Below are 20976 nucleotides of genomic sequence, written 5' to 3'. Positions count from 1 at the left end.
CTCAGAAACGGTTGGCCGGAATCTTGAAATAATGGTTGCCGTCGCTCTCGGCCGGCGGCAGGCGTCCGCCGCGCAGATTGACCTGCAGGGCGTGCAGCATCCGGTCGGGCAGATCGAGCGTGGCATCGCGCGTGTCGCGTGTCTCGACAAATTCGGCTTCGCTCGTGCCATCACTGACATGGGCGTTGTCGCGGCGGTGCTCGTCCACCGTCGCTTCCCACTGGATCTCGTCGCGGGAGTCGGTGCCATAGTCGTGGCCGACAAAGAGGCGCGTGTCGCCGGGCAGCGACAGGATCTCGCGGATGCTCGCCCACAGCGTGCGGGACGAACCGCCAGGGAAGTCGGCGCGGCTTGAGCCCATGTCGGGGTACATCAGTGTGTCGTGGACGAAAGCCGCATCGCCGACGACATAGGTGATCGAGCCCAACGTATGGCCGGGGGACAGCATCACGCGGACGTCGATGTTGCCGATCGTGAAGGTGTCGCCGTCATTCCAGAGCCGGTCGAAGTCGCGGGCGGGGTCGAAGGCCTCCGGCAGATTGTAGAGGCCGCGCCACAATTCGGCGATCTCGATGACCTTGCTGCCGATGGCGGTCGGCGCGCCGAGCTTTTCCTTCAGATAGGCGGAGGCCATCATGTGGTCGGCGTGGGGATGGGTGTCGAGAATCCACTCGATCTCGAGGCCCTCCCGCGCGACATGGGCGAGGATCTCGTCGGCGCTCTCGGTCGACGTGCGGGCCTCGGCAGGATTGAAGTTCAGCACGACATCGATCAGGGCGGCCTTGCGCGTCGCCGGATCGGCACAGACATACTGAACGGAGCCCGTGTCTTCTTCGTAGAATCCCCAGATGTCCGGGGAGCCTGCGCCGCGAGATGGGCTGTGTCGGGTCAACATTCGGACGTCTCCTCTAGCGTCTTGTGGTCGGGCCGTGGCACGGGGCGATGGCCGTACGGGCCGTGCCCGACCGTATTGAAATGAGGCAAATCGCTTTGGGTTTCGCCGTTGCCAGTGTATATATGCGCCATGCCTAAATTAGACAAGCCTAATATTGAGATTCCGGACGAGCGATCGCCGATGGCGCAGGCGCTCGACGAGAAGGCCGCGGACGTCGCCGCCATGCTGTCGCTGATGGCGAATCCGCATCGGTTGCGCATCCTGTGCCGCCTGGCGGAAGGCGAGGCTTCGGTCGGAGCGCTCGGGCAGGAGGCGGGGCTGAGCCAATCGGCGCTGTCGCAGCATCTGGCCCGGTTGCGTACGGGCGGGCTCGTCACCACGCGGCGGGAAGCCCAGACGATCTTCTATTCGCTGGCGAATGACGAGACCCGGGCGATCATGGAGGCAATGTACCGCGTCTTCTGTGCCCCCGAACTCGACCAGGCGCGCTGACGGCACCGTCCGCGTCCCGGCGCGCCGGATCCGGCGTCATCACGTTCATATCATTCACCGATCGCGATGGTTGCAGGCCTTGCCGAGAGGTCCAGTTCCTCCGGCAACGGGCCGCGGTAGCGCGGCCTCCTGTCAGTATTGGAGGTTTTCATGCGCCATTTCGCAATCATTCTCGCCGCCACCACCATGCTCTCCGGGGGGCAGGCGCTGGCGCAAAGCGGCGGCTCGCCCGCCAGCGGTGATGCGGCCACGCGCCCACCGGTCGCGACCGGGGCGCCGCATGGCGCTGACCAGTCGCCGGCCTTCGAGGGTCAGACACGGGCGCCACAGCCGGCGACCGACGTCGCGGTGACGACGGAGATCGTCGCCGACGATCTGCCGAAGCTGTGGTCGATGGAGTTCCTGACCGACGGCCGCATGCTCGTCGCAGCCAAGGACGGCGCGATGCATATCGTCGGTACCGACGGCACGGTCGGCGAGGCGTTGGCTGGCGTGCCGGATGTCGATGCGCGCGGGCAGGGCGGTCTTCTCGATATCGCACTGGCGCCCGACTTCGCCGACAGCCGGACGATTTTCTTCTCGTTCTCCGAACCACGCGAGGGCGGGGTGAACGGCACCAGCGTGGCGGCGGCCGAACTGCTCACCGACGACGCTGGTTCGGGCACGCTCGAAAATGTCCGCGTGATCTTCCGGCAGACGCCGGGCTATGCCGGTACCAAGCATTTCGGCTCGCGCCTCGGCTTCGCCCCGAATGGCGACCTCTTCGTCACCGTCGGCGAGCGCTCCGACACGCCGATCCGCGATCAGGCGCAGGATGTCACCTCCGGTCTCGGCAAGATCTTCCGCATCCGCACGGACGGCTCGCCCGCCGACGGCAGCCCGTTCGTCGATGCGGCCGACGCGCTGCCGGAGATCTGGTCCTACGGGCATCGCAACCTGCAATCGGCGGTGGTCGATGATGCGGGCCAGCTCTGGACGGTGGAACACGGTCCGAAGGGCGGCGACGAACTGAACCGGCCGGAGCAGGGTCTCAATTATGGCTGGCCGGTCATCACCTATGGCATCGACTACAGCGGCGCGCCGATCGGCGAGGGCATCACCGCCCAGGATGGCATGGAGCAGCCGGTCTATTACTGGGACCCGGTGATCGGCCCGTCCGGCATGGCGCAGTATCAGGGCGACGAGTTCCCCGAATGGCAGGGCGCCCTTCTGATCGGCGGTCTGGTGAGCCAGGGCCTCGTCGTGCTGCAGATCGAGGATGGCCGGGTCGCGACCGAGGAACGCGTTCCGCTCGACGCCCGTATCCGCGACGTGAAGGTGGGGCCGGATGGTGCCGTCTACGCGGTAACGGAGACGCGCCGCGGGGGCTCCAGCTCGATCCTGCGGCTGACCGCAGGCGAGGGCGGCTGAGCCAGTCGGCACACGGGACGGGGCGCCGGCGTGCCTCGTCCCGCCTATGCAGAACTGACTGCCAGACGCGAAACGGGCCGCCTCCGTAGGAAGCGGCCCGTTTCATGTCTGATGATGTCATCGGCCGACGCGTCGGCCGGACAGATCGCTCAGGCGGCGTCCCGCAGGGCGGTCTCGGAGCCGGGGGCATCCTGCCCCATCGCCTCGATGTCGCTCTCCACCAGGGCGGCGTGCAGCGTGCGCAGCGTGCCGTCATAATCCTTGTCGTCGATGACGAACTGCAGGTCGACGCGGCGTGTCAGATCCTGCATGCCGAGCGGCGCGATGCCCGCCTCCGACAGCGCCTGCAGAGCGCGCAGGGTCAGGCCCGGCGCCGTCAGGTTGCGGCCGATCACCGAGACGATGGCGACGCGCTCGATCTCGATCTCGGAGGCAGGGAAGCGCTCCGCCAGATCGCGCTCGACGCGCTTCAGCGACTTCATCGAACCGTCGATGAAATGGGTGATCGTGTTGGCGTTGCAGGTCTTGGTGACGATCCGCATCTTGTGGCGCGTCAGCACTTCCAGGATCGCCGCGTCGTAGCCCTTCACACCGACCATGTCCTGCTCGAAGAACTGCAGGGCGAAGACGCCGCGCAGGCCGGCGATCATGTCGACCCGCGGCTTCGGCGCGCCGCGCTCGTCGAGGATCAGCGTGCCCGAATCCTGCGGCCGGAAGGCATTGCGCACCCGCAGCGGGATGCCGGCCTGGCGCAGGCCCTTGGCGGCGCGGGGATGGATCGCCTCCATGCCCATGTTGGAGAGCTGGTCGGCCACATCGTAGTTGGTGCGGCCGATGACGCGGACCTTGTCGAGGCCGACCGTCTTCGGATCGGCGCTGCAGAGGTGGAACTCCTTGTGGATCACCGCCTCGCGGGCCTCGGTCAGCGCCGCCACGCGGGCGAAGGTCACCTCGGTGTAGCCGCGGTCGTGGCTCTTCACCAGCGACTCCTTGCACTGGGCATAGCCCGGCAGGATCGGCATCTCGGTGGCGAAGTCGACGTCTTCGAGCGCCGTGCAGATGCGTTCGTCGAGCGACGGCTGGCTGTCGTCGCGCCAGCCCGTCAAATCGACGAAGCGGGCGTTGACGCCGCGGTTGCGCAGAAGGAGCGCCGTGACCATCGCCGAATGGGCCTCGCCGAGCGCCGAGACCATCTCGCGGACGGTCATCAGGTGCTCTTCGAGACGGAACTGGCCGAAGGAGCAGAGACGGCTCAGATCGATCAGGCAGCTGCGGACCCCCTCGATCCGCTCGCGCACGAAATCGTCCGCGGCCCGGCGGTCGCCGGTGTCGTCCAGGACCTTGGCGTTTATCGCCTGCATGTCGCGGCCGACGGCGGTCAGCGCGTCGCCCCAGGCCCATTCGGAATCGGTGCTGGCGAACAGCGCGTGCACGCCCGGCTCGCCGGTCTTCTTATGCTCGAGCAGCTTGTCGGTGATGCCGCCATAGGCGGAGACGACGAAAATCCGGTTGTAGAGATCGTCCCCCTTGCGGCTGCCGATCAGAACGTTCTCCAGCAATTCCTCATGCCGAAGCATGGATGTTCCGCCGATTTTCTCGACTGTATGGTTGGTCATGGGTCTCTCTCCGGGCAATGCCTGGGATGCGTGTGCCGGGTGGGACGGGCCTTTGGCCGCATCGCGGTTCGGCTTGTGGCCCCGCGCCGGCTGGCCGCCAGCGCGCAGGGCTCTGAACGGATCGGGCGGCGCAAGGCCGCCCGGATCGCAGGTCCTAGATCGCCTCGCCTTCGAGAGCGTAGGCGCCGGTCTCGTCGTGCACTTCCTTGCCGTTCAGCGGCGGATTGAACACGCAGGCCACCGACATCTCGGTCTTCGGCCGGACGATGTGCCGGTCGTGCTTGTCGAGGACGTACATCACGCCCGGACGCAGGTCGTGAACCTCGCCGGTCGCCTTGTCCTCGATCGTGCCTTCGCCGGACACCACGTAAACCGACTCATAGTGGTTCTTGTAATGGAAGTGGTTCTCACCACCGGCGTAGAGCGTGGTGATGTGGAACGAGAAGCCGACATTGTCGGACTTCAGGAGAAGGCGGGTGGAATCCCACCCTTCCGACTTGACGAGGCGTTCGGTCTTGCGGGCTTCTGCGAGATCTCTGACGATCATGTGGATACTCCAATTCGATGAAATGTGCGGGGTGGTGGTGTCTGCAGCCTATTCGGCTGCGACACGCGCCGGCGCACGAAGAACGGTCTCGAAGGCCTCGGCGACGATATCGAGGCCCCGGGCGAAGGTCTCATCGGAAATCGTCAGCGGTGCCAGCACCTTGACGATCTCGTCGGACGAACCGGCGGTCTCGATCACGAGACCACGCTCGAAGGCGGCGGCACAGATCTCGGCGGCCTTGTCGCCGGACCCGGTGTCGATGCCGCGCATCATGCCGCGACCCTTGACCCGGAAGCCGTAGCTCTCGGCGATGGCGCCGAGGCGCTGGTTCAGATAGTCGGCCTTGCGGCGAATATCCTTGGCGAAGGCATCGTCGGCCCAGAACTTCTCCAGGGCGGCGCGGGCTGTCACGAAGGCATGGTTGTTGCCGCGGAACGTGCCGTTGTGCTCGGCCGGGGTGAAGACGTCGTATTCCGGCTTCACCAGAACCATCGACATCGGCAGGCCGAAGCCCGACAGCGACTTCGCCATGGTGATGATGTCCGGCTGGATGCCGGCGAACTCGAAGGCGAAGAAGTCACCGCTACGGCCGCAACCGGCCTGGATGTCGTCGATGATCAGCAGCGCGCCGTGCTTCTTGGCGATCGCGCTGAGGCGCTGCAGGAACTCCTTCGACGCAACGTTGAGGCCGCCTTCGCCCTGGATGCACTCCAGGAGGATCGCCGCGGGGGCGTCGATGCCGCTCGACGTATCGCCGAGCATGTCGTCGAGCATCTGGGCGCTGTCGACGCCTTCGCCATGGAAGCCGTCATAGGCCATGCGGGTGACGCCGGTGAGCTGGCTGCGCGAGCCGGCCCGCTGGGAGCCGTTGCCGGTGGCGGCAAGCGCACCGGTGGTGACGCCGTGATAGCCATTGGTGAAGGCGATGACGTTCTCGCGGCCGGTGGCCTTGCGGGCGAGCTTCAGGGCCGCCTCGACGGCGTTGGCGCCGGTCGGGCCCTGGAACATCATGCGATGGTCCATGCCGCGCGGCTTCAGGATGCGCTCGCTGAACGAGATCAGGAAGGCTTCCTTGGCCTCGGTGAACATGTCGAGGCCGTGGGTCACGCCATCCGACATGATGTAGTCGACCAGCGCGGACTTCATGTCCGGGTCGTTATGGCCGTAGTTCAGCGACGCGCAGCCGGCGAGGAAGTCGATATATTCGCGGCCCTCGATGTCGGTCAGCGTGGCGTTCTGCGCCTTCCTGAAGACCGTCGGGAAGCTGCGGCAATAGCTGCGGACCTCGGATTCGAGGCGTGCAAAGGTGGCGGCGCCCGTCGTGGCGGGCGTTTCGGTGTGGTTCAGCATGTGTCAATCCGTGTTGTTACGAACGGAGCCCGCGGCACAGCGGGCATCAACGTTCTGTCCAGGTTCCGGTCGCGCCCGCAGTCTGCTGCGGGGGCTGGCTGTCAGGCAGCCTGTGCCGTCTGTTCCGGCATGTCGTCGGTCTCGGCGGCGCTCGCATCGATCGGCGCGATCGTCAGCATGTGCTCGCTGTCGTGATCGCCCGAGAAGTGCTCGTCGCCGCACAGCCAGACCTTGTCGGTGATCTTGGCATCGAACTCGTCGGCGACGCCCTCGAACATGCGCCAGGAGGACTTGTTGTCCGGCGTGATCGTGGTCTTCAGGCGCTCGACACCCTCGCAGGACTCGCTGGTGAGCAGGTTGGCGATCAGGCGGCGTGCCAGACGACGGCCACGGGCCGCTTCGGCCACGGCAACCTGCCAGACGAACAGGGCCTCCGGCTCTTCCGGCGGACGGTAGGCGGAGACCCAGCCGACGATCTCGCCATCCAGCTCGGCCAGCATGCAGGTGCTGGCGAAGTGGGTGCACTGCAGGAAGTTGCAGTACAGCGAATTGTCGTCCAGCGCCTCGCAGGAGTCGATCAGGTCGTGCACCGCCTGCCCATCCTCACGGACGGGATGGCGGAACGTCAAAGGGCTAGAAACGCTGGCCAATTGGGGACGGTGACCTTTATCGGACTTCTGCATGGGCGCGCCTCGTGCGTTATTTCGTTGAGGCGGAATATTTATACGGTCGAAGCGATAGTCAACCGCCGCGGCTCGCTCGCGGGCGATCTGCGCGGGGATTCGGCACCCGCGTCATCAAGGGTTCATCGCGTTATATCAGTGGTTTGAGCACCTTCCGACAGGGCTCGGAAAAAATATTGATGACGGAATGGGCGGCCGGAGGTCATTTGCTGGTCAAATGATTTCTGCCCCAACCCCAAAGAATCGGTTTGATCGTCGAAGGATCCCTCGCTTATATGGCGCCGCCGCCAGGATGCGGCAGAGGCAAAGGGCCTCGCGGACGATCTCATCGGGGTAAAGCGGAACATGGAGGATCGGGGACGGCAGGCGTTGATCGCCCTCAGGCGGATCATTCGCGCCATGGAATTCAGTGCGCGGCGGCTGGCCAAGGAAACCGGCCTGACCAGCTCGCAATTGACGGTGCTGCGGATCCTCAGCCAGGGCGAGATGACGCCCAGCGCCATCGCCGCGCAGATCGGCCTGACGCAGGCCACGGTGACGACGCTGATCGACCGGCTGGTCGAGCGCAAGCTGGTGCAGCGCCGCCGCGGCGAGAGCGACCGGCGGCATATCTGGATCGACCTGACCGAAGAAGGCCACGCCATGCTCGCCAGCATGCCGCCCGATCTCCAGGTCAGCTTCCAGAGCGAGTTCGACCGCATGAAGGACTGGGAGCAGGCGATGGTGGTCGCCAGCCTCGAGCGGATCGCGGGGCTCCTGAACGCCGAGCGCATCGACGCCGGTCCGGTGCTCGAGTTCGGCGAGATCGCGACACCCCGGCCTTAGGCCACGCGGCGGTCGCGGGCCGCCATCCGATTGTGTTGTTGCGACGAGGTACCAACGAAAAAGGGCGACCACCGGGGTCGCCCTTTTTCGTTCCGGTCCTCGCCGGGCCAACTATGCGGCTCGGCTTCTCCGTCGTCAGCGCGTGACGATCTCCGGGCCCATCAGGCTGTAGGGCAGGAAGGTCGAGAGCGCCGGCACGTAGGTCACTAGGATCAGGAAGAGGAACAGCACGCCCACGAAGGGCAGTGCGGCCTTCACCACCTGGACGAGGCTCATGCCGGTGATGCCGGAGGTCACGAACAGGTTGAGCCCGATCGGCGGCGTGATCATGCCGATCTCCATGTTCACCACCATGATGATGCCGAGATGCACCGGGTCGACGCCGAGCTCCATGGCGATCGGGAACACGACCGGCGCGACGATCAGCAGGAGGCCCGAAGGCTCCATGAACTGCCCGCCGATCAACAGCAGGATGTTCACGGCGATCAGGAATGTGAACCAGTCGAAGCCGGCGCCCAGCATCATGTCGGTGATCGCCTGCGGAATGCGCTCGGCGGTCAGGACATGGGCAAAGAGCAGCGCGTTGACGATGATGAACATCAGCATCACCGTGGTGCGCGACGCCTCCACCATGACCTTGCGCGTGTCCTCGTTGAAGAAGGCGCGTCCGATATTGCGGAACGAGAGCGCGAGGTTGCGGCCCCAGACCGGCAGGCCGGCGCCCAGATGGCCGAGGACGCCCGTCACGCCGGTCCGCTCGCCCCGCCACAGCGTGTAGGCGATGACGAGGATCAGCGAGATGATGCCGCCGACCGTGGCGCGCTCGGCAAAGCTCATCGAGGCCCCGCCAGGCGCGTCGGTGGCGAAGAAGGATAGGATCATCCAGACGAAGAAGAAGGCGACGCCATAGACCAGTCCCGAGAAGCCGACGCGGGCCTTGCGGCTGTCGGTGGGCAGCACCCAGGGAATGCCCTTCATCGGCCCCATGTCGCGATAGACGAAGATGGCGACGAAGAAGGCGTAGACGGCGGCGACCGCGGCCGCCTCGGTCGGCGTGAAGACGCCGCCATAGATGCCGCCGAGAATGATGACGATCAGGAACAGGCCCCAGCCGGCATCCTTGCCGTGATGGATGATGTTGCCGAAGCCGTGCCAGGGCTCCGCCGGCAGGTTCTTGATCCGCGCCATGACGTAGATGGCGATCATCAGCATCAGGCCGGCGACGGCGCCGGGAATGACACCGGCGAGGAACATGCGGCCGACCGAGACGTCGGTGGCGGCCGAATAGACCACCATGACGATCGAGGGCGGAATCAGAATGCCGAGCGTGCCGGCATTGGCGATGATGCCGGCGGCGAAGTCCTTGCTGTAGCCGACCTTCTGCATGCCGGCGATGGCGATGGTGCCGATCGCGACCACGGTGGCCGGGGACGAGCCCGACAGCGCGGCAAACAGCATGCAGGCCAGCACCGAGGCCATGGCGAGGCCGCCGCGGAAATGACCCACGGTGGCAATAGCGAAGTTGATCAGGCGCCGGGCGACGCCGCCGGTCGACATGAAAGCCGAGGCCAGGATGAAGAAGGGGATCGCCAGGAGGGTGTAGTTCTGGGACGCGGTGAACAGCTGCAACGCGACCGAAGACATGGAGTCGGTCGAGAAGAAGGCGATCAGGATCACCGACGACAGGCCGAGCGAGATCGCCACCGGCACGCCGAGGAACAGCAGGCTCAGGACGAGGATGAAGAGAAGGGTGGTTTCCATCCGTCGTCAGTCCTTCAGGAGGTCTTTGTTTTCCGCCACGAGGTCTTCCGCCTCGTGTCCGGCGATGATCAGTTCACGCTCACCGTTCCAGATCATCACCAGCCCCTGCAGGGCGCGGAAGGCCAGAAGGGCGAGGCCGATCGGCAGGATCAGATAGGCGATCCAGCGCTGCACCCGCTCCTGCATGCCGAAGGCCTCCTGGATGAAGACCGGATAGCGCAGATCGTCGAGGCCCAGCCCGATGTCGAAGAAGCGCTTCCAGTAGAAGATCGCGCCGCCGGAGGAATTGGCGCCGAAGACCGACAGCCAGTCGGCCGACAGCAGCATGATCGCATAGAGCGCCGTGCAGAAGGCGCCGAACAGGGCCACGGCGCGGAACAGCGGCTTGGGGAAGGTGCGGATCAGCGCGTCGACGCCGAGATGGATGCCCTGCTTCAGGCCGTAGCTCATGCCGAACAGGATCATCCAGGCAAACAGGATGCGGGTCAGTTCCAGCGCGCCGGTCCAGCCGCTGTTGAAGCCGTAGCGGGCGACGACCTGCGAGAAGGAAACGAGGGTGATCGCCGCGAGGATAGTGGCGAGAATGTTCTCCTCGATGCGGGTGACCCGGTCGGGCCAGCGCCGTTCGACGAAGAACAGGAGGACGATGAGCGCCAGAATGGCGAGAAATGGCCAGTACGCGCTCATGAATCTCCTCCCGAAACGGCCGGTGGCGGCCATGCTGTCCAGTCGACGGTGGCGGCTACTATATCGGACCGCAAAGGGGAAGAGACCCGCCGTCGATACCGTGCATTATTGCGTGGATCGCCTTAAAATCCGGGGCGTCAGCCGGACCTGTGGGGGGCGACCGGGCGCCGATGGGCGCCCGGTCGCTGGTCAGGCGATCAGTTGGCCGGGTTCGAGGCCTGCGCGGCGTCGATCACGTCCTGGCCGACGTCGTCGCGGAAGCGATCCCAGACCGGCTTCATGGTGGAGACCCACTGCTCGCGCTGCTCGTCCGAGAGCTCGCGGATGGTGGAGCCGCTGTCGAGAATGTTCTGACGGTTCTTCGCCTCGGTGTCGGCGACGGCGTCATTGGCGGCCTTGGTCGTCTCGTTGACGATGGTCAGGAACTGGTCGCGAACCTCCGGCTCCAGGCCGTCCAGCCATTCGGTGGAGGTGACGAGCAGATAGGCGAGGGCGGCGTGGTTGGTCTCGGTGATGCCGTCCTGCACCTCGAAGAACTTCTGGGTGTAGATGTTCGACCAGGAGTTCTCCTGCCCGTCCACGACGCCGGTCTGCAGCGCCTGATAAACTTCCGAGAAGGCCAGCTTCTGGGCCGAGGCGCCCATGGCGCTGATCATCGCCTCGGCGACGTCGGAGGTCTGGATGCGGAACTTCAGGCCGTCGGCGTCGCTCGGCACTTCCAGCGGCTTGTTGGCCGAGAACTGCTTCATGCCCGACAGCCAGTAGCCGAGGCCGGTATAGCCGACGTCTTCCATGACGGTCAGCAGTTCCTTGCCGGTGTCGGAGTTGTTGAAGGTCTGGACGGCCGACAGGTCGGAGAACAGGAACGGCAGATCGTAGAGGCGGTACTTCTTGGTGTAGGCCTCGAATTTCGACAGCGACGGCGCGGCAAGCTGCACGTCGCCGAGCAGCAGCGCTTCCAGCACCTTGTCGTCGTCGAACAGGGTGGAGTTCGGGAAGACCTCCATGCAGGCGGTGCCGTTCATCTCCTCGTTGACGCGGTTGGCCAGCATGGTGGCGGCGTCACCCTTGGGATGACCGGTCGCGGCAACGACATGCGCGAACTTGATGACCATTTCGCCATCGTCGCAGCCTGCCGACTGCGCCATGGCGGCAGAGGCCGTCAGGCCGAGAGCGAGGGAGGAGACGGCGCCCAGAAGCAGATTCTTCATCGTGGAAACTCCGGTGTGGTCCAGATCGGACCCGAGTGTAACGAGCGATGCGACCGCCGGGGCGGCACGCATCCATTGTCGCAAGTCGGGTGGGATTTCGGCCGGATCGCGTCACCCGGCCGCCGCGTCGCGACGCTGGCCGAGGCAGCGTGTGTCTCCCGGCAACGGCCTCCCACCGTTGCAATGAGCAGAGGGAAGCAAATGGGACCGGGCTTGGCAAGCACCGCCATGGTAGCATCCCTGGATTGCAGGGGAGAGCTGCGCTGGCGGGCGCGAAAACGCCTAGCCGGCGGAGCCGAACGCCTTGAAGGCGACGGTGGTGAAGGTGTCGGCAACACCATCGAGCACCTGCAGCTTTTCCGTGACGAAGTGGCCGAGGTCGCGACCGTCGTCGAGATAGAACTTGGCGATCAGGTCGTAATGGCCGGAGGTCGAATAGACCTCCGACATTTCCTCGACCGATTCCTGGAGATCGTTGGCGACCGTATAGGCGGCGCCCGGCCGGCATTTGAACTGGACGAAGATGGTCTGCATCGCTTGTCTCCGGCGGTTGCTGTCGCGGCTCAGAAGAAGGCCTGGAGGCCGGTCTGGGCCTTGCCGAGGATCAGCGCATGGACGTCGTGCGTGCCCTCGTAGGTGTTGACGGTCTCCAGGTTCTGGGCGTGGCGCATGACATGGTACTCGCCCATGATGCCGTTGCCGCCATGCATGTCGCGGGCGGTGCGGGCGATGTCCAGCGCCTTGCCGCAATTGTTGCGCTTGACCAGGCTGATCATCTCCGGCGCCATGGCGCCTTCGTCGAACAGGCGGCCGACCCGAAGCGAGCCCTGCAGCCCCAGCGCGATCTCGGTCTGCATGTCGGCGAGCTTCTTCTGGACGAGCTGGGTCTGGGCCAGCGGGCGGCCGAACTGGGTGCGCTCCATCGTGTAGTCGCGCGCCCGCTTCCAGCAATCCTCGGCAGCCCCCATGGCGCCCCAGGAGATGCCGTAGCGGGCCCGGTTGAGGCAGCCAAAGGGACCGCCGAGCCCCGACACATTCGGCAGCAGCGCGTCTTCGCCGACCTCGACGCCGTCCATGACGATCTCGCCGGTGATCGAGGCGCGCAAGGAGAGCTTGCCCTCGATCTTGGGTGCCGACAGGCCCTTCATGCCCTTGTCGAGAATGAAGCCGCGGATCTTGTTGTCATGGGCGGCGGACTTCGCCCAGACGACGAAGACGTCGGCGATGGGCGAATTGGAGATCCACATCTTGGCGCCCGACAGGCGGTAGCCGCCGTCGATCTTCTCGGCCCGCGTGGTCATGCCGCCGGGATCGGAGCCGGCATCGGGTTCGGTCAGGCCGAAGCAGCCGACATATTCGCCGGTGGCGAGCTTGGGCAGGTACTTGCGGCGCTGAGCCTCGTCGCCATAGGCGAAGATCGGATACATCACCAGGGAGGACTGGACGCTCATCATCGAGCGATAGCCCGAATCCACCGCCTCGACGGCGCGCGCCACGAGGCCGTAGGAGACGTAGGACGCGCCGGCGCAGCCATAATCCTCGGGCAGGGTCAAGCCGAGCAGGCCGAGTTCGCCCATCTCGTTGAAGATCGACCGGTCGGTGGTCTCGTTGCGATAGGCCTCGACGATGCGCGGCCGCAGCTTCTCCTCGGCATAGGACCGGGCGGTCTCGAAGATCAGCCGCTCGTCCTCGGAGAGCTGGTCCTCGAGCCGGAACGGATCGGCCCAGTCGAAACCGGCGGACGGAGACGCAGACGGCGAAGGCGCGGCGGCCGAAGCGTTGGACATGGCGGGATTTCCTCTCGAACGGATGGCGGCCATGCCGGGCATCGGACGGCCGCTGAAAAGGGCGGCGCGCCGAATCTCGATCCCGGATGCGGCCCGCACTCGCGATCCGTTCTATCGCCCGGCGCCGCCGGGGAGCAATGGCATGGGGCGGGGTCAGCGACACTTCGCCGGCCCCACGCAGATCATGCGGTCATCGGCCTTGCGGTCACTTGTCGCCGAGGAGATCGGCGAAGCGGTCCCGCAGGATGTTCTTCTGCACCTTGCCCATGGTGTTGCGCGGCAGTTCGTCGACGAAAACGATGCGCTTGGGCTGCTTGAAGCGGGCGAGCCGTTCGGCCAGCGCGCTCGTCAGTTCGGCCTCGTCGAGCGGACGCTCGGCCACGACGACGCCGACGACGCCCTCGCCGAAATCGGGATGCGGCACGCCGATCACGGCGCTTTCGACGACGCCCGGCAGTTCGTCGAGCGCCAGCTCGACTTCCTTGGGATAGATGTTGAAGCCGCCGGAGATGATCAGGTCCTTGCCGCGGCCGACGATCGTCACATAGCCCTGCGGATCGATCAGGCCGAGGTCGCCGGTGATGAAGAAGCCGTCGGCCCTGAATTCGGCGGCCGTCTTCTCCGGCATCTGCCAGTAGCCGCAGAAGACGTTCGGACCCTTGACCTCGATGACGCCGATCTCGCCATCGGGCAATGGCTTGGCGGTGTCCGCATCGACGATCCGGAGCTCGACGCCGGGAAGCGGGAAACCGACGGTTCCGGCGCGGCGCTCGCCCTCATAGGGGTTGGACGTCGACATGTTGGTCTCGGTCATGCCGTAGCGCTCGAGAATGCGCTGGCCGGTCCGCTCCTCGAAGGCGCGATGGGTCTCGGCCAGCAGCGGCGCGGAGCCCGAGGTGAACAGCCGCATATGGGCGGTGCGCTCGCGGTTGAGACGCTCGTCGGCGAGAAGACGGGTGTAGAAGGTCGGCACGCCCATCATCGCGGTCGCCTGGGGCAGGTACTTGAACACCTGCTCGACGTCGAATTTCGGCAGGAAGATCATCGTGCCGCCGGCGATCATCGCGGTGTTGGACGCGACGAACAGGCCGTGGGTGTGGAAGATCGGCAGGAGGTGCAGCAGCACATCGTCCGCGGTGAAGCGCCAGTAGTCGCGCAGCACTTCGGCGTTGGACAGGAGATTGTCCTGGGTGAGCATGGCACCCTTGGAGCGACCGGTCGTCCCCGAGGTGTAGAGGATCGCGGCAAGGTCGCTCGGCTGGCGCGCGACCGTGACGAATTCACCCGAGGCCGCATCGGCCTGCGCGTTGAGGCTGCCGGCGTCTGTGGCGCGTGCGCCGAGCGTTTCGAGGCGCGCGCCTGCGCCCTCGGCCGTGGCGGCCAGCCCGTCGCGCTTGGCCGGGTCGCAGACGAAGACGCGCGGCTTGGCGTCGTTGAGGAAGTAGTCGATCTCGGTCGGCGTATAGGCGGTATTGAGCGGCAGGAAGACGCCGCCGGCGCGCACCGTGCCAAGATAGAGCATCAGCGCTTCGATCGACTTGTCGGCCTGCACGGCAACCCGGTCGCCCGGCTCGACGCCCAGCGCCACGAGGGCATTGGCAAAACGCGCCGAGACCGCCTCGACATCGGCATAGGTGAATTCGCGGCCATCGGGCAGGATCGCGAAACACTTGTCCGGCGTCGTGCGTCCCGTGGCGAGGAGGCCGTCGAAGAGCGGGTTTGTCATGCTACGTCCTTCATGGAATCAACTTCGCCGCGCTTGGGCAGCAGCGACGTCACGGCCCGGCTGGCGGCGATGTCGCCATCCGCTGCATAGGCCTCGTGACGCTGCTCGACGCGCGGCAGGTCGTACAGATAATTGACCATCAGCCCGTGGGCCTGGGCGAGGCCACCCGGCGAGACGTCGCCCAGATGCATGATGCGGTTGAGCATCGCGCCATTGCCAAGATGGAAGCGGGCGACCGGATCGACCGGTCCGCCGCGCGGGCGCCGGGCGCGCAGGAAATAGCGGGCGCCGAGCGACAGCAATCCGGGACGGGCGGCTTCCGTCTTCGCCGGATCGCCGGCCCAGCCGGGCTCGCCGACGATCTCGATCGCGCGTTTTTCTGCCGCTTCGAGCCGGTCGATCGTGGCGGGCGGCAGTGCGGCGAGCCAGCCGGCAAAGCCGGGAACCGGCGACAGGGTCACGAAGGTGCGCAGGTTCGGAACTGCGTCCTTCAGGTCCTGCGCCACCTGCTTGATCAGGAAGGAGCCGAAGGACACGCCGGCCAGGCCCTTGTGGCAATTGGAGATCGAATAGAACACCGCGGTCTGCGCGTCCTGCGGCGCCAGGGCCGTGCGCTGCGGGTCGAGCACCGAGGCGATCGACGCCGGGATTTCCGCCGTCAGCGCCACCTCGACGAAGATCAACGGATCGTCCGGGATCGAGGGGTGGAAGAAGGCGAAGCAGCGCCGGTCCGGCGGGGCGAGCCGCTGGCGCAGCTCGTCCCAGTTGCCGATGGCGTGGACCGCCTCGTAGCGGATGATCTTTTCCAGGATGCTGGCCGGGGTGTTCCAGTCGATCGGCCGCAGCAGCAGGAAGCCGCGATTGAACCAGGACTGGAACAGATGGCAGAGATCGGCATCGACCGGGCCGTAGCGCTTGCGGTCGGCCTTGAGCAGCGGCAGCAGGCGCTCGCGCAGCGTGACCAGTTCGGCAGTGCCGCCCGGTGCGAGGTTCAGGCGGCGGAACAGCTCCTGGCGCGGCGCCTCGGCATGGTGCTGGAGCCGCGCCAGCGTCTCGGCGTCGGGCGTGTCGAGGAACGCGGCGGCCGCATCGGTCAGGGCCGCCTGGTCCGGAGTGAACTCATCCGCCAGCATCTGGAAGAAGCGCTCGGCGTCGGCGTCGCTGAGGCCGCGGAAGCCGCGCAGGATCTCGGCCGCAAGGCGTACCCCTGATGCTTCGCCGCGCGAGGAGACCAGCTCGTGGCAGAGCGCCGCCAGCTGGCCGACGCCGATCGTCCGGTTGGCGTTGTCGCCGAGGAACCAGGACCGGGCGCCGATCGAATCGAGAAGGTCGGACAGGAGGGAGACGCGGCTCATAGCTCAGGCCCCATGACGAGTTCGGGCAGGAGGAGGGCGATCTGCGGAAACAGGCACAGCGTGATGATGCCGAGGATCATGCAGACGACGTAGGGCAGGGACCCGCGCAGGATCTGGCCGAGCGTGATGTCGGGCGCGATGCCGTTGATGACATAGAGGTTGAGGCCGACCGGCGGGGTGATCAGGCCGATCTCCATGTTGATCGTCAGGATGACGGCGAACCAGTAGGGGTCGAAGCCGGCACCGGTGATGATTGGCAGCAGGATCGGCGCCGTCATCAGGATGACAGCGACCGGCGGCAGGAAGAAGCCGGCGACCAGCAGGAAGAGGTTGACCACGCCCATCAGCACCCAGCGGTTCACGTCCATGTCGGCGATGAAGGCAGCGATCGACTGGGTGATGAACAGCGAGGACAGGGCAAAGGCGAAGAGCTCGGACGCGCCGATGATCAGCATGATCATCACGCTCTCCTTGAGCGTGTCGCGGAAGATCACCGTCATCTGCGAGAAGCGCCAGGTGCGCGAGATCATGCCGTAGATCACCGCGACGAGGATCAGGCAGAACAGCGCTCCGACACCGGCCGCCTCGGACGGCGTGGCGACGCCGCCATACAGGACGAAGAGCACGGCGACGATGATCGCCAGGAAGGGCAGCACCCGTGGCAGCGCGGCGAAGCGCTCGCGCATGGAGAAGCGCTGCGACAGTTCGGTGAGACCCAGACCCTGCCGCTTGCAGGCATAGATGGTCCAGATCATGAAGAACACGGTCAGCATGATGCCGGGGCCGACACCGGCCAGGAACAGGCGGCCGATCGAGGTTTCTGTGGCTATGCCGTAGACGATCATCGTCACCGAGGGCGGGATCAGGATGCCGAGGGTGCCGCCGGCGGCGATGGAACCGGCCGCGATCTCCGGCGGATAGCCGCGCTGGCGCATCTCGGGGATGCCCATCTTGCCGATCGCCGCGCAGGTGGCGGGCGAGGAGCCGGACAGGGCCGCGAAGATCGAGCAGGCGCCGAGATTGGACAGGACGAGGCCGCCGGGCACCCGGTTGAGCCAGCGATCGAGCGCCTCGTAGAGGTCCTTGCCGGCGGGCGAGGAGGCGACGGCGGCGCCCATCAGGATGAACATCGGGATGGCGACGAGGCCGAAGGACGCCATGCCGCCGAAGAACTGCTCACCGAGGGTTTCGAGGAAGAACGGCCCGTAGACGACGAACAGCGCGCCCATGGAGACGAGGCCGAGGGCGAAGGCGATGGGCGTGCCGATGGCAAGCAGCACCAGCAGGACGCCCAGCATGGCGAAACCGGAGACGGTCGGGCTCATCGATCAGGCTTTCTTGACGGTATCGGAGAACAGGGCGTCCTGATTGGCGAGGTGCGGATCGGCACCATCGAGCCACAGGCGCATCAGTTCGGCGATGTATTGGACGGCGAGCCAGACGGTGCCGACCAGCATGGGCAGGACCGGGATCCAGAGCGGGATGGCCCAGACCGATTCGGTCATCCAGCCATTCGTCCAGCTCTCGTGGAAATGGTACCAGGAGGCGTAGGCGATCAGCCCGACGAAGACGAGCGAGGCAAGCCCCGACAGCGCCTGCAGGATGGCGCGGACCCGCGGCCCAGAGGCGATCTGCAGGATGTCGACATTCACGTGGCCGCGCTCGATGAGCACCCAGGGTGCCCCGAGGAAGGTGGCCGCGACGATGGCGAAGATCGTGAACTCGGTCTGCCAGACGGTGGACTGCACGAGAACGTAGCGCACGAAGACCATGTGCGAGACGGCGAAGATCGCCGCGAGCAGCAACAGGGCACCGATGACGCCGAGAAGGCGCGAGACCGCCGAGACGGCGCGGATGAAGGACCGCATGTCAGATTCCGAGCTTGAGGCCTGGGAAACGGGAGCCGGCCAGGCCGGCCCCCGTTGTCGCATTGGCGGCGTTACGGGCTATTCGACGGCCAGTGCCGCGTCGATCAGCGCCTGACCGTTCGGGACCTTCTCGGCGAACTCCTTGTAGGAGGTCTCCTTGGCGATCGCGAGCCAGGCGTCGTAGTTCTCCTTGGTCATCTCGGTGACCTCGACGCCGTTCTTCTTGTAGACCTCTATCAGTTCGGCATCGAGCTTGGACGCTTCCTCTGCGAAATAGGCCTCGGCCTTCTCGCCGGCGGCCATCAGCGCATCCTGCTGTTCCTTGTTCAGCTTCTCGAAGGAGCGCTTCGACATCAGGATCGGCTCGTACATGAACCACAGGGCGTTCTCGCCCGGTGCGGTCAGGCAGGTCGAAACCTCGTAGATGCGATAGGACACCAGCGAACCGGACGAGGTGTTGGCGCCCTGCAGGACGTTCTGCTGCATACCGGTGTAGATTTCCGAGGACGGCATCGACGAGATCGACGCGCCCGCTCCGACCAGCATCTGCTCGAAGGCCGGTCCAGCGGCGCGCAGGGTCTGGCCCTTGGCGCTTTCCGGGCTGGTGATGCAGGTCTTGGACGACACGAAGCCGCCGGCGAGCCACGCATCCGACAGGACGAGGGCGCCGGCCTCGTCGATCGACTTCTTGATTTCGTCCATGAAGGGCGAATCGTTCAGCCGCTGGGCGCGGTCGTGGTTGCCGACCAGGCCGGGCATGAGCGTCGCGGAATACTCAGGATGACGGCCGGACGCGTAATCCAGCGGGAAGGCTGTGATGTCCACCTGGCCCTTGGTCACGGCGCCCCACTGGTCGCGCGGCTTGAACAGCGAACCGTTCGGGAAGACCTGGACCTTCAGCCCGACATTGGCGGCCTCGACCTCCTTGCCGATCATCTGGACCATCTCGTCGCGCACGTCGCCCTTGCCGCCCGGCCACTGGTGCGAGGCGCGCAAAGTCACGTCCTGCGCCAGGGCGGAAGCTGTCAGGGCAAGGCCACATACGGCCGTCAGCAACATCGTCTTCATGGAATTCTCCTCCCGTTGATTGTTCTGCCGCGCCTCCCGACGCGTTGGGGCAAGCCAATACTCTCTTGCATGCCTTGTCAATTGGATTGTATACGATCTGGATGAGCGTATCGGATGTTCCCGCAGCGACGATCATGCCTCCCGCCGGGGATGGCAAGTCCGCTGCCGTCTCGAAGGGCGGGCTCGCCTCGGCGCGGCCCAAGGCCAGCGAGATCCGCGACGCGCTCGAACAGGAAATCGTCACCAATGCCCGCACGGCGGGCGAGCGCCTCGACGAGCAGGCGATCGCCCGCCGCTTTGCGGTGTCGCGCACCCCGGTCCGGGAGGCGATCAACCAGCTGGCATCGGCCGGGCTGATCGAACAGCTGCCCAATCGCGGCGCCTTCGTGCGGCAGGTCGGCCTCGGCGAACTGGTGGAGATGTTCGAGGTGATGGCCGAGCTCGAGGGCATGGCCGGACGCCTGGCCGCGCGCCGTGCGGCGCCGCAGGCCCTGGCGGCCCTGCAAGCCGCGCTTGTCGCCTGCAGCGCAGCGGCAGCCCAGCAGGATACCGACGCCTATTATTACGAGAACGAGCGGTTCCACCACGCGATCTACGACGCCTGCGGCAATGCCTTCCTCGCGGCCGAGGCGAAGCGGCTGCACATGCGGCTGAAGGCCTATCGCCGCCTGCAGCTGCGCGTGTCGCAGCGCATGAAGCAGTCGCTGCAGGAGCATGAGCGTATCGTCGCTGCGATCGCCGCCGGCGATGGCGAGACGGCCGAGCGGGAACTGCGGGCGCATATCGCCGTCCAGGGCGAGCGCTTCGCCGATCTGGTGGCCAGCGTTGGCGCAGCCGCGCGATAGCCGTCGCGGCGGCTCAGACGACAACCGACCGATCCGGCTCCTTGTGGCAGGCAAGAAAAAGCCCGGCGCGCTGTCGCGGCCGGGCCTGATCGTCGATGAACGAGAAGCGTCGCGGGGACGGTCCTACGAGTTCATTTCCTTCAGCGTGTTGATGTAGTTCTCCGGGAACAGCATGTGGTTGGGCGCCTTGAGGCCCATATGCTCGGCGATGTCGCCGACGAAGGAACTGCAATTGTAGAGCACCGCGTGCCAGACCGGCGAAGAGTCCTGCAGACTGCGGATATAGCCGACGACGTCGCGATACTCTTCCTCGGTCAGGTCGATCCGGTAGTTCGCGGTCATGTAGGCGATCTCGGTGTCGCCGTCGCTGGGGCCGGTCTCGGACGGCACCGGCAGGAAGTGACCGATCGTATAGGGCACGTTGCTGGTCGACGCCGGATGCAGGCCGGCGACCTCGGTCACGCCGGGAATCAGCACGCCCTTCGAATCGGTCGGGACACGGCCGTTCTGGTCCAGCTTGCCGAAGACCACGAAGGTGTGGCCATAGCTCATTGCGTTGCGGGCGCGGAAGTCGATGAAATAGGGCTTGGAGAGCTGCTGCGCGGCGCCGGACTGTCCGGGAGGCGGAGCGAAGGCGGCTGGCGCGACGAGCGCGGCGCTGGAGTTCACCGGTGCACCGGCCGACATGGTATTGGCCGAGTTCGAGGTACAGCCCGTCACGAGGGCGCCGAGAGCCGCGGCGAACGCGATTCGCAGGAATTTCGAAGACATTGTCGGCCTTTCAAGTCGAAGACGGCCAGGGGCCATTCGACGGGGACAAGACATAGAAGCGCCCCCCGATGTCGAGCAT

At 65.9% G+C, this 20976-nt stretch carries 20 protein-coding genes; 4 read left to right on the top strand and 16 right to left on the bottom strand.

Going from position 1 to position 20976, the window contains the following annotated elements; translation table 11 throughout:
- Position 1: 1 nt before the first annotated feature.
- Positions 2 to 895, bottom strand: a complete 894-nt coding sequence (locus J3367_RS14650) for an MBL fold metallo-hydrolase (RefSeq protein ID WP_024350686.1) — start codon at positions 893 to 895, stop codon at positions 2 to 4.
- 180 nt (positions 896 to 1075) lie between these two features.
- On the opposite strand from J3367_RS14650, the gene J3367_RS14645 reads away from it, so the two are divergent.
- Complete coding sequence (locus J3367_RS14645) at positions 1076 to 1387, top strand: ArsR/SmtB family transcription factor (RefSeq protein WP_024350687.1); 312 nt, start codon at positions 1076 to 1078, stop codon at positions 1385 to 1387.
- A gap of 186 nt (positions 1388 to 1573) precedes the next feature.
- A complete protein-coding gene (locus J3367_RS14640) occupies positions 1574 to 2797 on the top strand; it encodes a PQQ-dependent sugar dehydrogenase (RefSeq protein ID WP_155898471.1) in 1224 nt (407 codons plus the stop codon).
- Positions 2798 to 2946: 149 nt separating this feature from the next.
- On the opposite strand, the gene J3367_RS14635 is transcribed toward J3367_RS14640, so the two are convergent.
- The 4 genes from J3367_RS14635 to ectA all read right to left on the bottom strand — a co-directional run bounded on the left by J3367_RS14635 (position 2947) and on the right by ectA (position 6993).
- Positions 2947 to 4413 (bottom strand): aspartate kinase, encoded by a 1467-nt coding sequence (locus J3367_RS14635; protein ID WP_024350689.1) that lies wholly within the window; start codon positions 4411 to 4413, stop codon positions 2947 to 2949.
- A 154-nt stretch (positions 4414 to 4567) separates the two neighbouring features.
- Positions 4568 to 4960: an ectoine synthase gene (locus tag J3367_RS14630; protein ID WP_024350690.1), complete on the bottom strand. Its 393-nt coding sequence runs from the start codon at positions 4958 to 4960 to the stop codon at positions 4568 to 4570.
- Between the two features lie 48 nt (positions 4961 to 5008).
- Positions 5009 to 6310 carry a diaminobutyrate--2-oxoglutarate transaminase gene (gene ectB / locus J3367_RS14625; RefSeq protein ID WP_024350691.1) on the bottom strand — a complete coding sequence of 434 codons (1302 nt, stop codon included), beginning with the start codon at positions 6308 to 6310 and terminating at the stop codon, positions 5009 to 5011.
- A gap of 101 nt (positions 6311 to 6411) precedes the next feature.
- Entirely contained in the window at positions 6412 to 6993 is a 582-nt protein-coding gene (gene ectA / locus J3367_RS14620) for a diaminobutyrate acetyltransferase (protein WP_024350692.1), read from the bottom strand.
- A 399-nt stretch (positions 6994 to 7392) separates the two neighbouring features.
- Here ectA and J3367_RS14615 point away from each other — a divergent pair, with 399 nt between their 5' ends.
- Positions 7393 to 7818, top strand: a complete 426-nt coding sequence (locus J3367_RS14615; RefSeq protein ID WP_202797863.1) for a MarR family winged helix-turn-helix transcriptional regulator — start codon at positions 7393 to 7395, stop codon at positions 7816 to 7818.
- A 135-nt stretch (positions 7819 to 7953) separates the two neighbouring features.
- On the opposite strand, the gene J3367_RS14610 is transcribed toward J3367_RS14615, so the two are convergent.
- The 10 genes from J3367_RS14610 to dctP form a co-directional block, all read right to left on the bottom strand.
- On the bottom strand, positions 7954 to 9579 hold the full coding sequence (locus tag J3367_RS14610) for a TRAP transporter large permease (protein WP_024350693.1): 1626 nt from the start codon (positions 9577 to 9579) through the stop codon (positions 7954 to 7956).
- A gap of 6 nt (positions 9580 to 9585) precedes the next feature.
- Positions 9586 to 10266, bottom strand: a complete 681-nt coding sequence (locus J3367_RS14605) for a TRAP transporter small permease (protein ID WP_009209576.1) — start codon at positions 10264 to 10266, stop codon at positions 9586 to 9588.
- A gap of 197 nt (positions 10267 to 10463) precedes the next feature.
- Positions 10464 to 11477 carry a DctP family TRAP transporter solute-binding subunit gene (locus J3367_RS14600; RefSeq protein WP_024350694.1) on the bottom strand — a complete coding sequence of 338 codons (1014 nt, stop codon included), beginning with the start codon at positions 11475 to 11477 and terminating at the stop codon, positions 10464 to 10466.
- A gap of 282 nt (positions 11478 to 11759) precedes the next feature.
- Positions 11760 to 12011, bottom strand: a complete 252-nt coding sequence (locus tag J3367_RS14595; RefSeq protein ID WP_009209578.1) for an Lrp/AsnC family transcriptional regulator — start codon at positions 12009 to 12011, stop codon at positions 11760 to 11762.
- A 29-nt stretch (positions 12012 to 12040) separates the two neighbouring features.
- Positions 12041 to 13264, bottom strand: coding sequence for an acyl-CoA dehydrogenase (locus J3367_RS14590; protein WP_060576896.1), 1224 nt, complete (start codon positions 13262 to 13264; stop codon positions 12041 to 12043).
- Positions 13265 to 13469: 205 nt separating this feature from the next.
- Entirely contained in the window at positions 13470 to 14990 is a 1521-nt protein-coding gene (locus J3367_RS14585; RefSeq protein ID WP_024352286.1) for a malonate--CoA ligase, read from the bottom strand.
- On the bottom strand, positions 14987 to 16345 hold the full coding sequence (locus tag J3367_RS14580; protein ID WP_024352287.1) for a malonyl-CoA decarboxylase: 1359 nt from the start codon (positions 16343 to 16345) through the stop codon (positions 14987 to 14989). Before J3367_RS14580 ends, J3367_RS14585 begins: the two co-directional genes overlap by 4 nt.
- On the bottom strand, positions 16342 to 17670 hold the full coding sequence (locus J3367_RS14575) for a TRAP transporter large permease (protein ID WP_009209583.1): 1329 nt from the start codon (positions 17668 to 17670) through the stop codon (positions 16342 to 16344). Before J3367_RS14575 ends, J3367_RS14580 begins: the two co-directional genes overlap by 4 nt.
- 3 nt (positions 17671 to 17673) lie before the next feature.
- The gene (locus J3367_RS14570) at positions 17674 to 18213 is read right to left on the bottom strand and encodes a TRAP transporter small permease subunit (RefSeq protein ID WP_024352288.1); all 540 of its coding nucleotides are present in this window, start codon (positions 18211 to 18213) and stop codon (positions 17674 to 17676) included.
- Positions 18214 to 18291: 78 nt separating this feature from the next.
- Positions 18292 to 19281, bottom strand: a complete 990-nt coding sequence (gene dctP / locus J3367_RS14565; protein ID WP_024352289.1) for a TRAP transporter substrate-binding protein DctP — start codon at positions 19279 to 19281, stop codon at positions 18292 to 18294.
- Between the two features lie 101 nt (positions 19282 to 19382).
- Here dctP and J3367_RS14560 point away from each other — a divergent pair, with 101 nt between their 5' ends.
- Positions 19383 to 20126: a GntR family transcriptional regulator gene (locus tag J3367_RS14560; protein ID WP_024352290.1), complete on the top strand. Its 744-nt coding sequence runs from the start codon at positions 19383 to 19385 to the stop codon at positions 20124 to 20126.
- Positions 20127 to 20249: 123 nt separating this feature from the next.
- On the opposite strand, the gene J3367_RS14555 is transcribed toward J3367_RS14560, so the two are convergent.
- Positions 20250 to 20897, bottom strand: coding sequence for a hypothetical protein (locus tag J3367_RS14555; RefSeq protein ID WP_024352291.1), 648 nt, complete (start codon positions 20895 to 20897; stop codon positions 20250 to 20252).
- Positions 20898 to 20976: the final 79 nt, after the last annotated feature.

Source organism: Aurantimonas sp. NFXS3 (genome assembly GCF_049132005.1).
GTDB classification, from domain to species: Bacteria; Pseudomonadota; Alphaproteobacteria; order Rhizobiales; family Rhizobiaceae; genus Aurantimonas; species Aurantimonas coralicida.
This window is presented reverse-complemented; position numbering and strand designations above follow the sequence as displayed.

What these genes read in the sequence shown, in the direction of transcription:
- J3367_RS14575 (WP_009209583.1), bottom strand. Translation starts at nt 17,670, where the DNA reads ATGAGCCCGACCGTCTCCGGTTTCGCCATGCTGGGCGTCCTGCTGGTG.
- J3367_RS14605 (WP_009209576.1), bottom strand. Translation starts at nt 10,266, where the DNA reads ATGAGCGCGTACTGGCCATTTCTCGCCATTCTGGCGCTCATCGTCCTC.
- J3367_RS14610 (WP_024350693.1), bottom strand. Translation starts at nt 9,579, where the DNA reads ATGGAAACCACCCTTCTCTTCATCCTCGTCCTGAGCCTGCTGTTCCTC.
- ectA (WP_024350692.1), bottom strand. Translation starts at nt 6,993, where the DNA reads ATGCAGAAGTCCGATAAAGGTCACCGTCCCCAATTGGCCAGCGTTTCT.
- ectB (WP_024350691.1), bottom strand. Translation starts at nt 6,310, where the DNA reads ATGCTGAACCACACCGAAACGCCCGCCACGACGGGCGCCGCCACCTTT.
- J3367_RS14580 (WP_024352287.1), bottom strand. Translation starts at nt 16,345, where the DNA reads ATGAGCCGCGTCTCCCTCCTGTCCGACCTTCTCGATTCGATCGGCGCC.
- J3367_RS14645 (WP_024350687.1), top strand. Translation starts at nt 1,076, where the DNA reads ATGGCGCAGGCGCTCGACGAGAAGGCCGCGGACGTCGCCGCCATGCTG.
- dctP (WP_024352289.1), bottom strand. Translation starts at nt 19,281, where the DNA reads ATGAAGACGATGTTGCTGACGGCCGTATGTGGCCTTGCCCTGACAGCT.
- J3367_RS14570 (WP_024352288.1), bottom strand. Translation starts at nt 18,213, where the DNA reads ATGCGGTCCTTCATCCGCGCCGTCTCGGCGGTCTCGCGCCTTCTCGGC.
- J3367_RS14595 (WP_009209578.1), bottom strand. Translation starts at nt 12,011, where the DNA reads ATGCAGACCATCTTCGTCCAGTTCAAATGCCGGCCGGGCGCCGCCTAT.
- J3367_RS14615 (WP_202797863.1), top strand. Translation starts at nt 7,393, where the DNA reads ATGGAATTCAGTGCGCGGCGGCTGGCCAAGGAAACCGGCCTGACCAGC.
- J3367_RS14585 (WP_024352286.1), bottom strand. Translation starts at nt 14,990, where the DNA reads ATGACAAACCCGCTCTTCGACGGCCTCCTCGCCACGGGACGCACGACG.
- J3367_RS14630 (WP_024350690.1), bottom strand. Translation starts at nt 4,960, where the DNA reads ATGATCGTCAGAGATCTCGCAGAAGCCCGCAAGACCGAACGCCTCGTC.
- J3367_RS14590 (WP_060576896.1), bottom strand. Translation starts at nt 13,264, where the DNA reads ATGTCCAACGCTTCGGCCGCCGCGCCTTCGCCGTCTGCGTCTCCGTCC.
- J3367_RS14640 (WP_155898471.1), top strand. Translation starts at nt 1,574, where the DNA reads ATGCTCTCCGGGGGGCAGGCGCTGGCGCAAAGCGGCGGCTCGCCCGCC.
- J3367_RS14650 (WP_024350686.1), bottom strand. Translation starts at nt 895, where the DNA reads ATGTTGACCCGACACAGCCCATCTCGCGGCGCAGGCTCCCCGGACATC.
- J3367_RS14635 (WP_024350689.1), bottom strand. Translation starts at nt 4,413, where the DNA reads ATGACCAACCATACAGTCGAGAAAATCGGCGGAACATCCATGCTTCGG.
- J3367_RS14555 (WP_024352291.1), bottom strand. Translation starts at nt 20,897, where the DNA reads ATGTCTTCGAAATTCCTGCGAATCGCGTTCGCCGCGGCTCTCGGCGCC.
- J3367_RS14560 (WP_024352290.1), top strand. Translation starts at nt 19,383, where the DNA reads ATGAGCGTATCGGATGTTCCCGCAGCGACGATCATGCCTCCCGCCGGG.
- J3367_RS14600 (WP_024350694.1), bottom strand. Translation starts at nt 11,477, where the DNA reads ATGAAGAATCTGCTTCTGGGCGCCGTCTCCTCCCTCGCTCTCGGCCTG.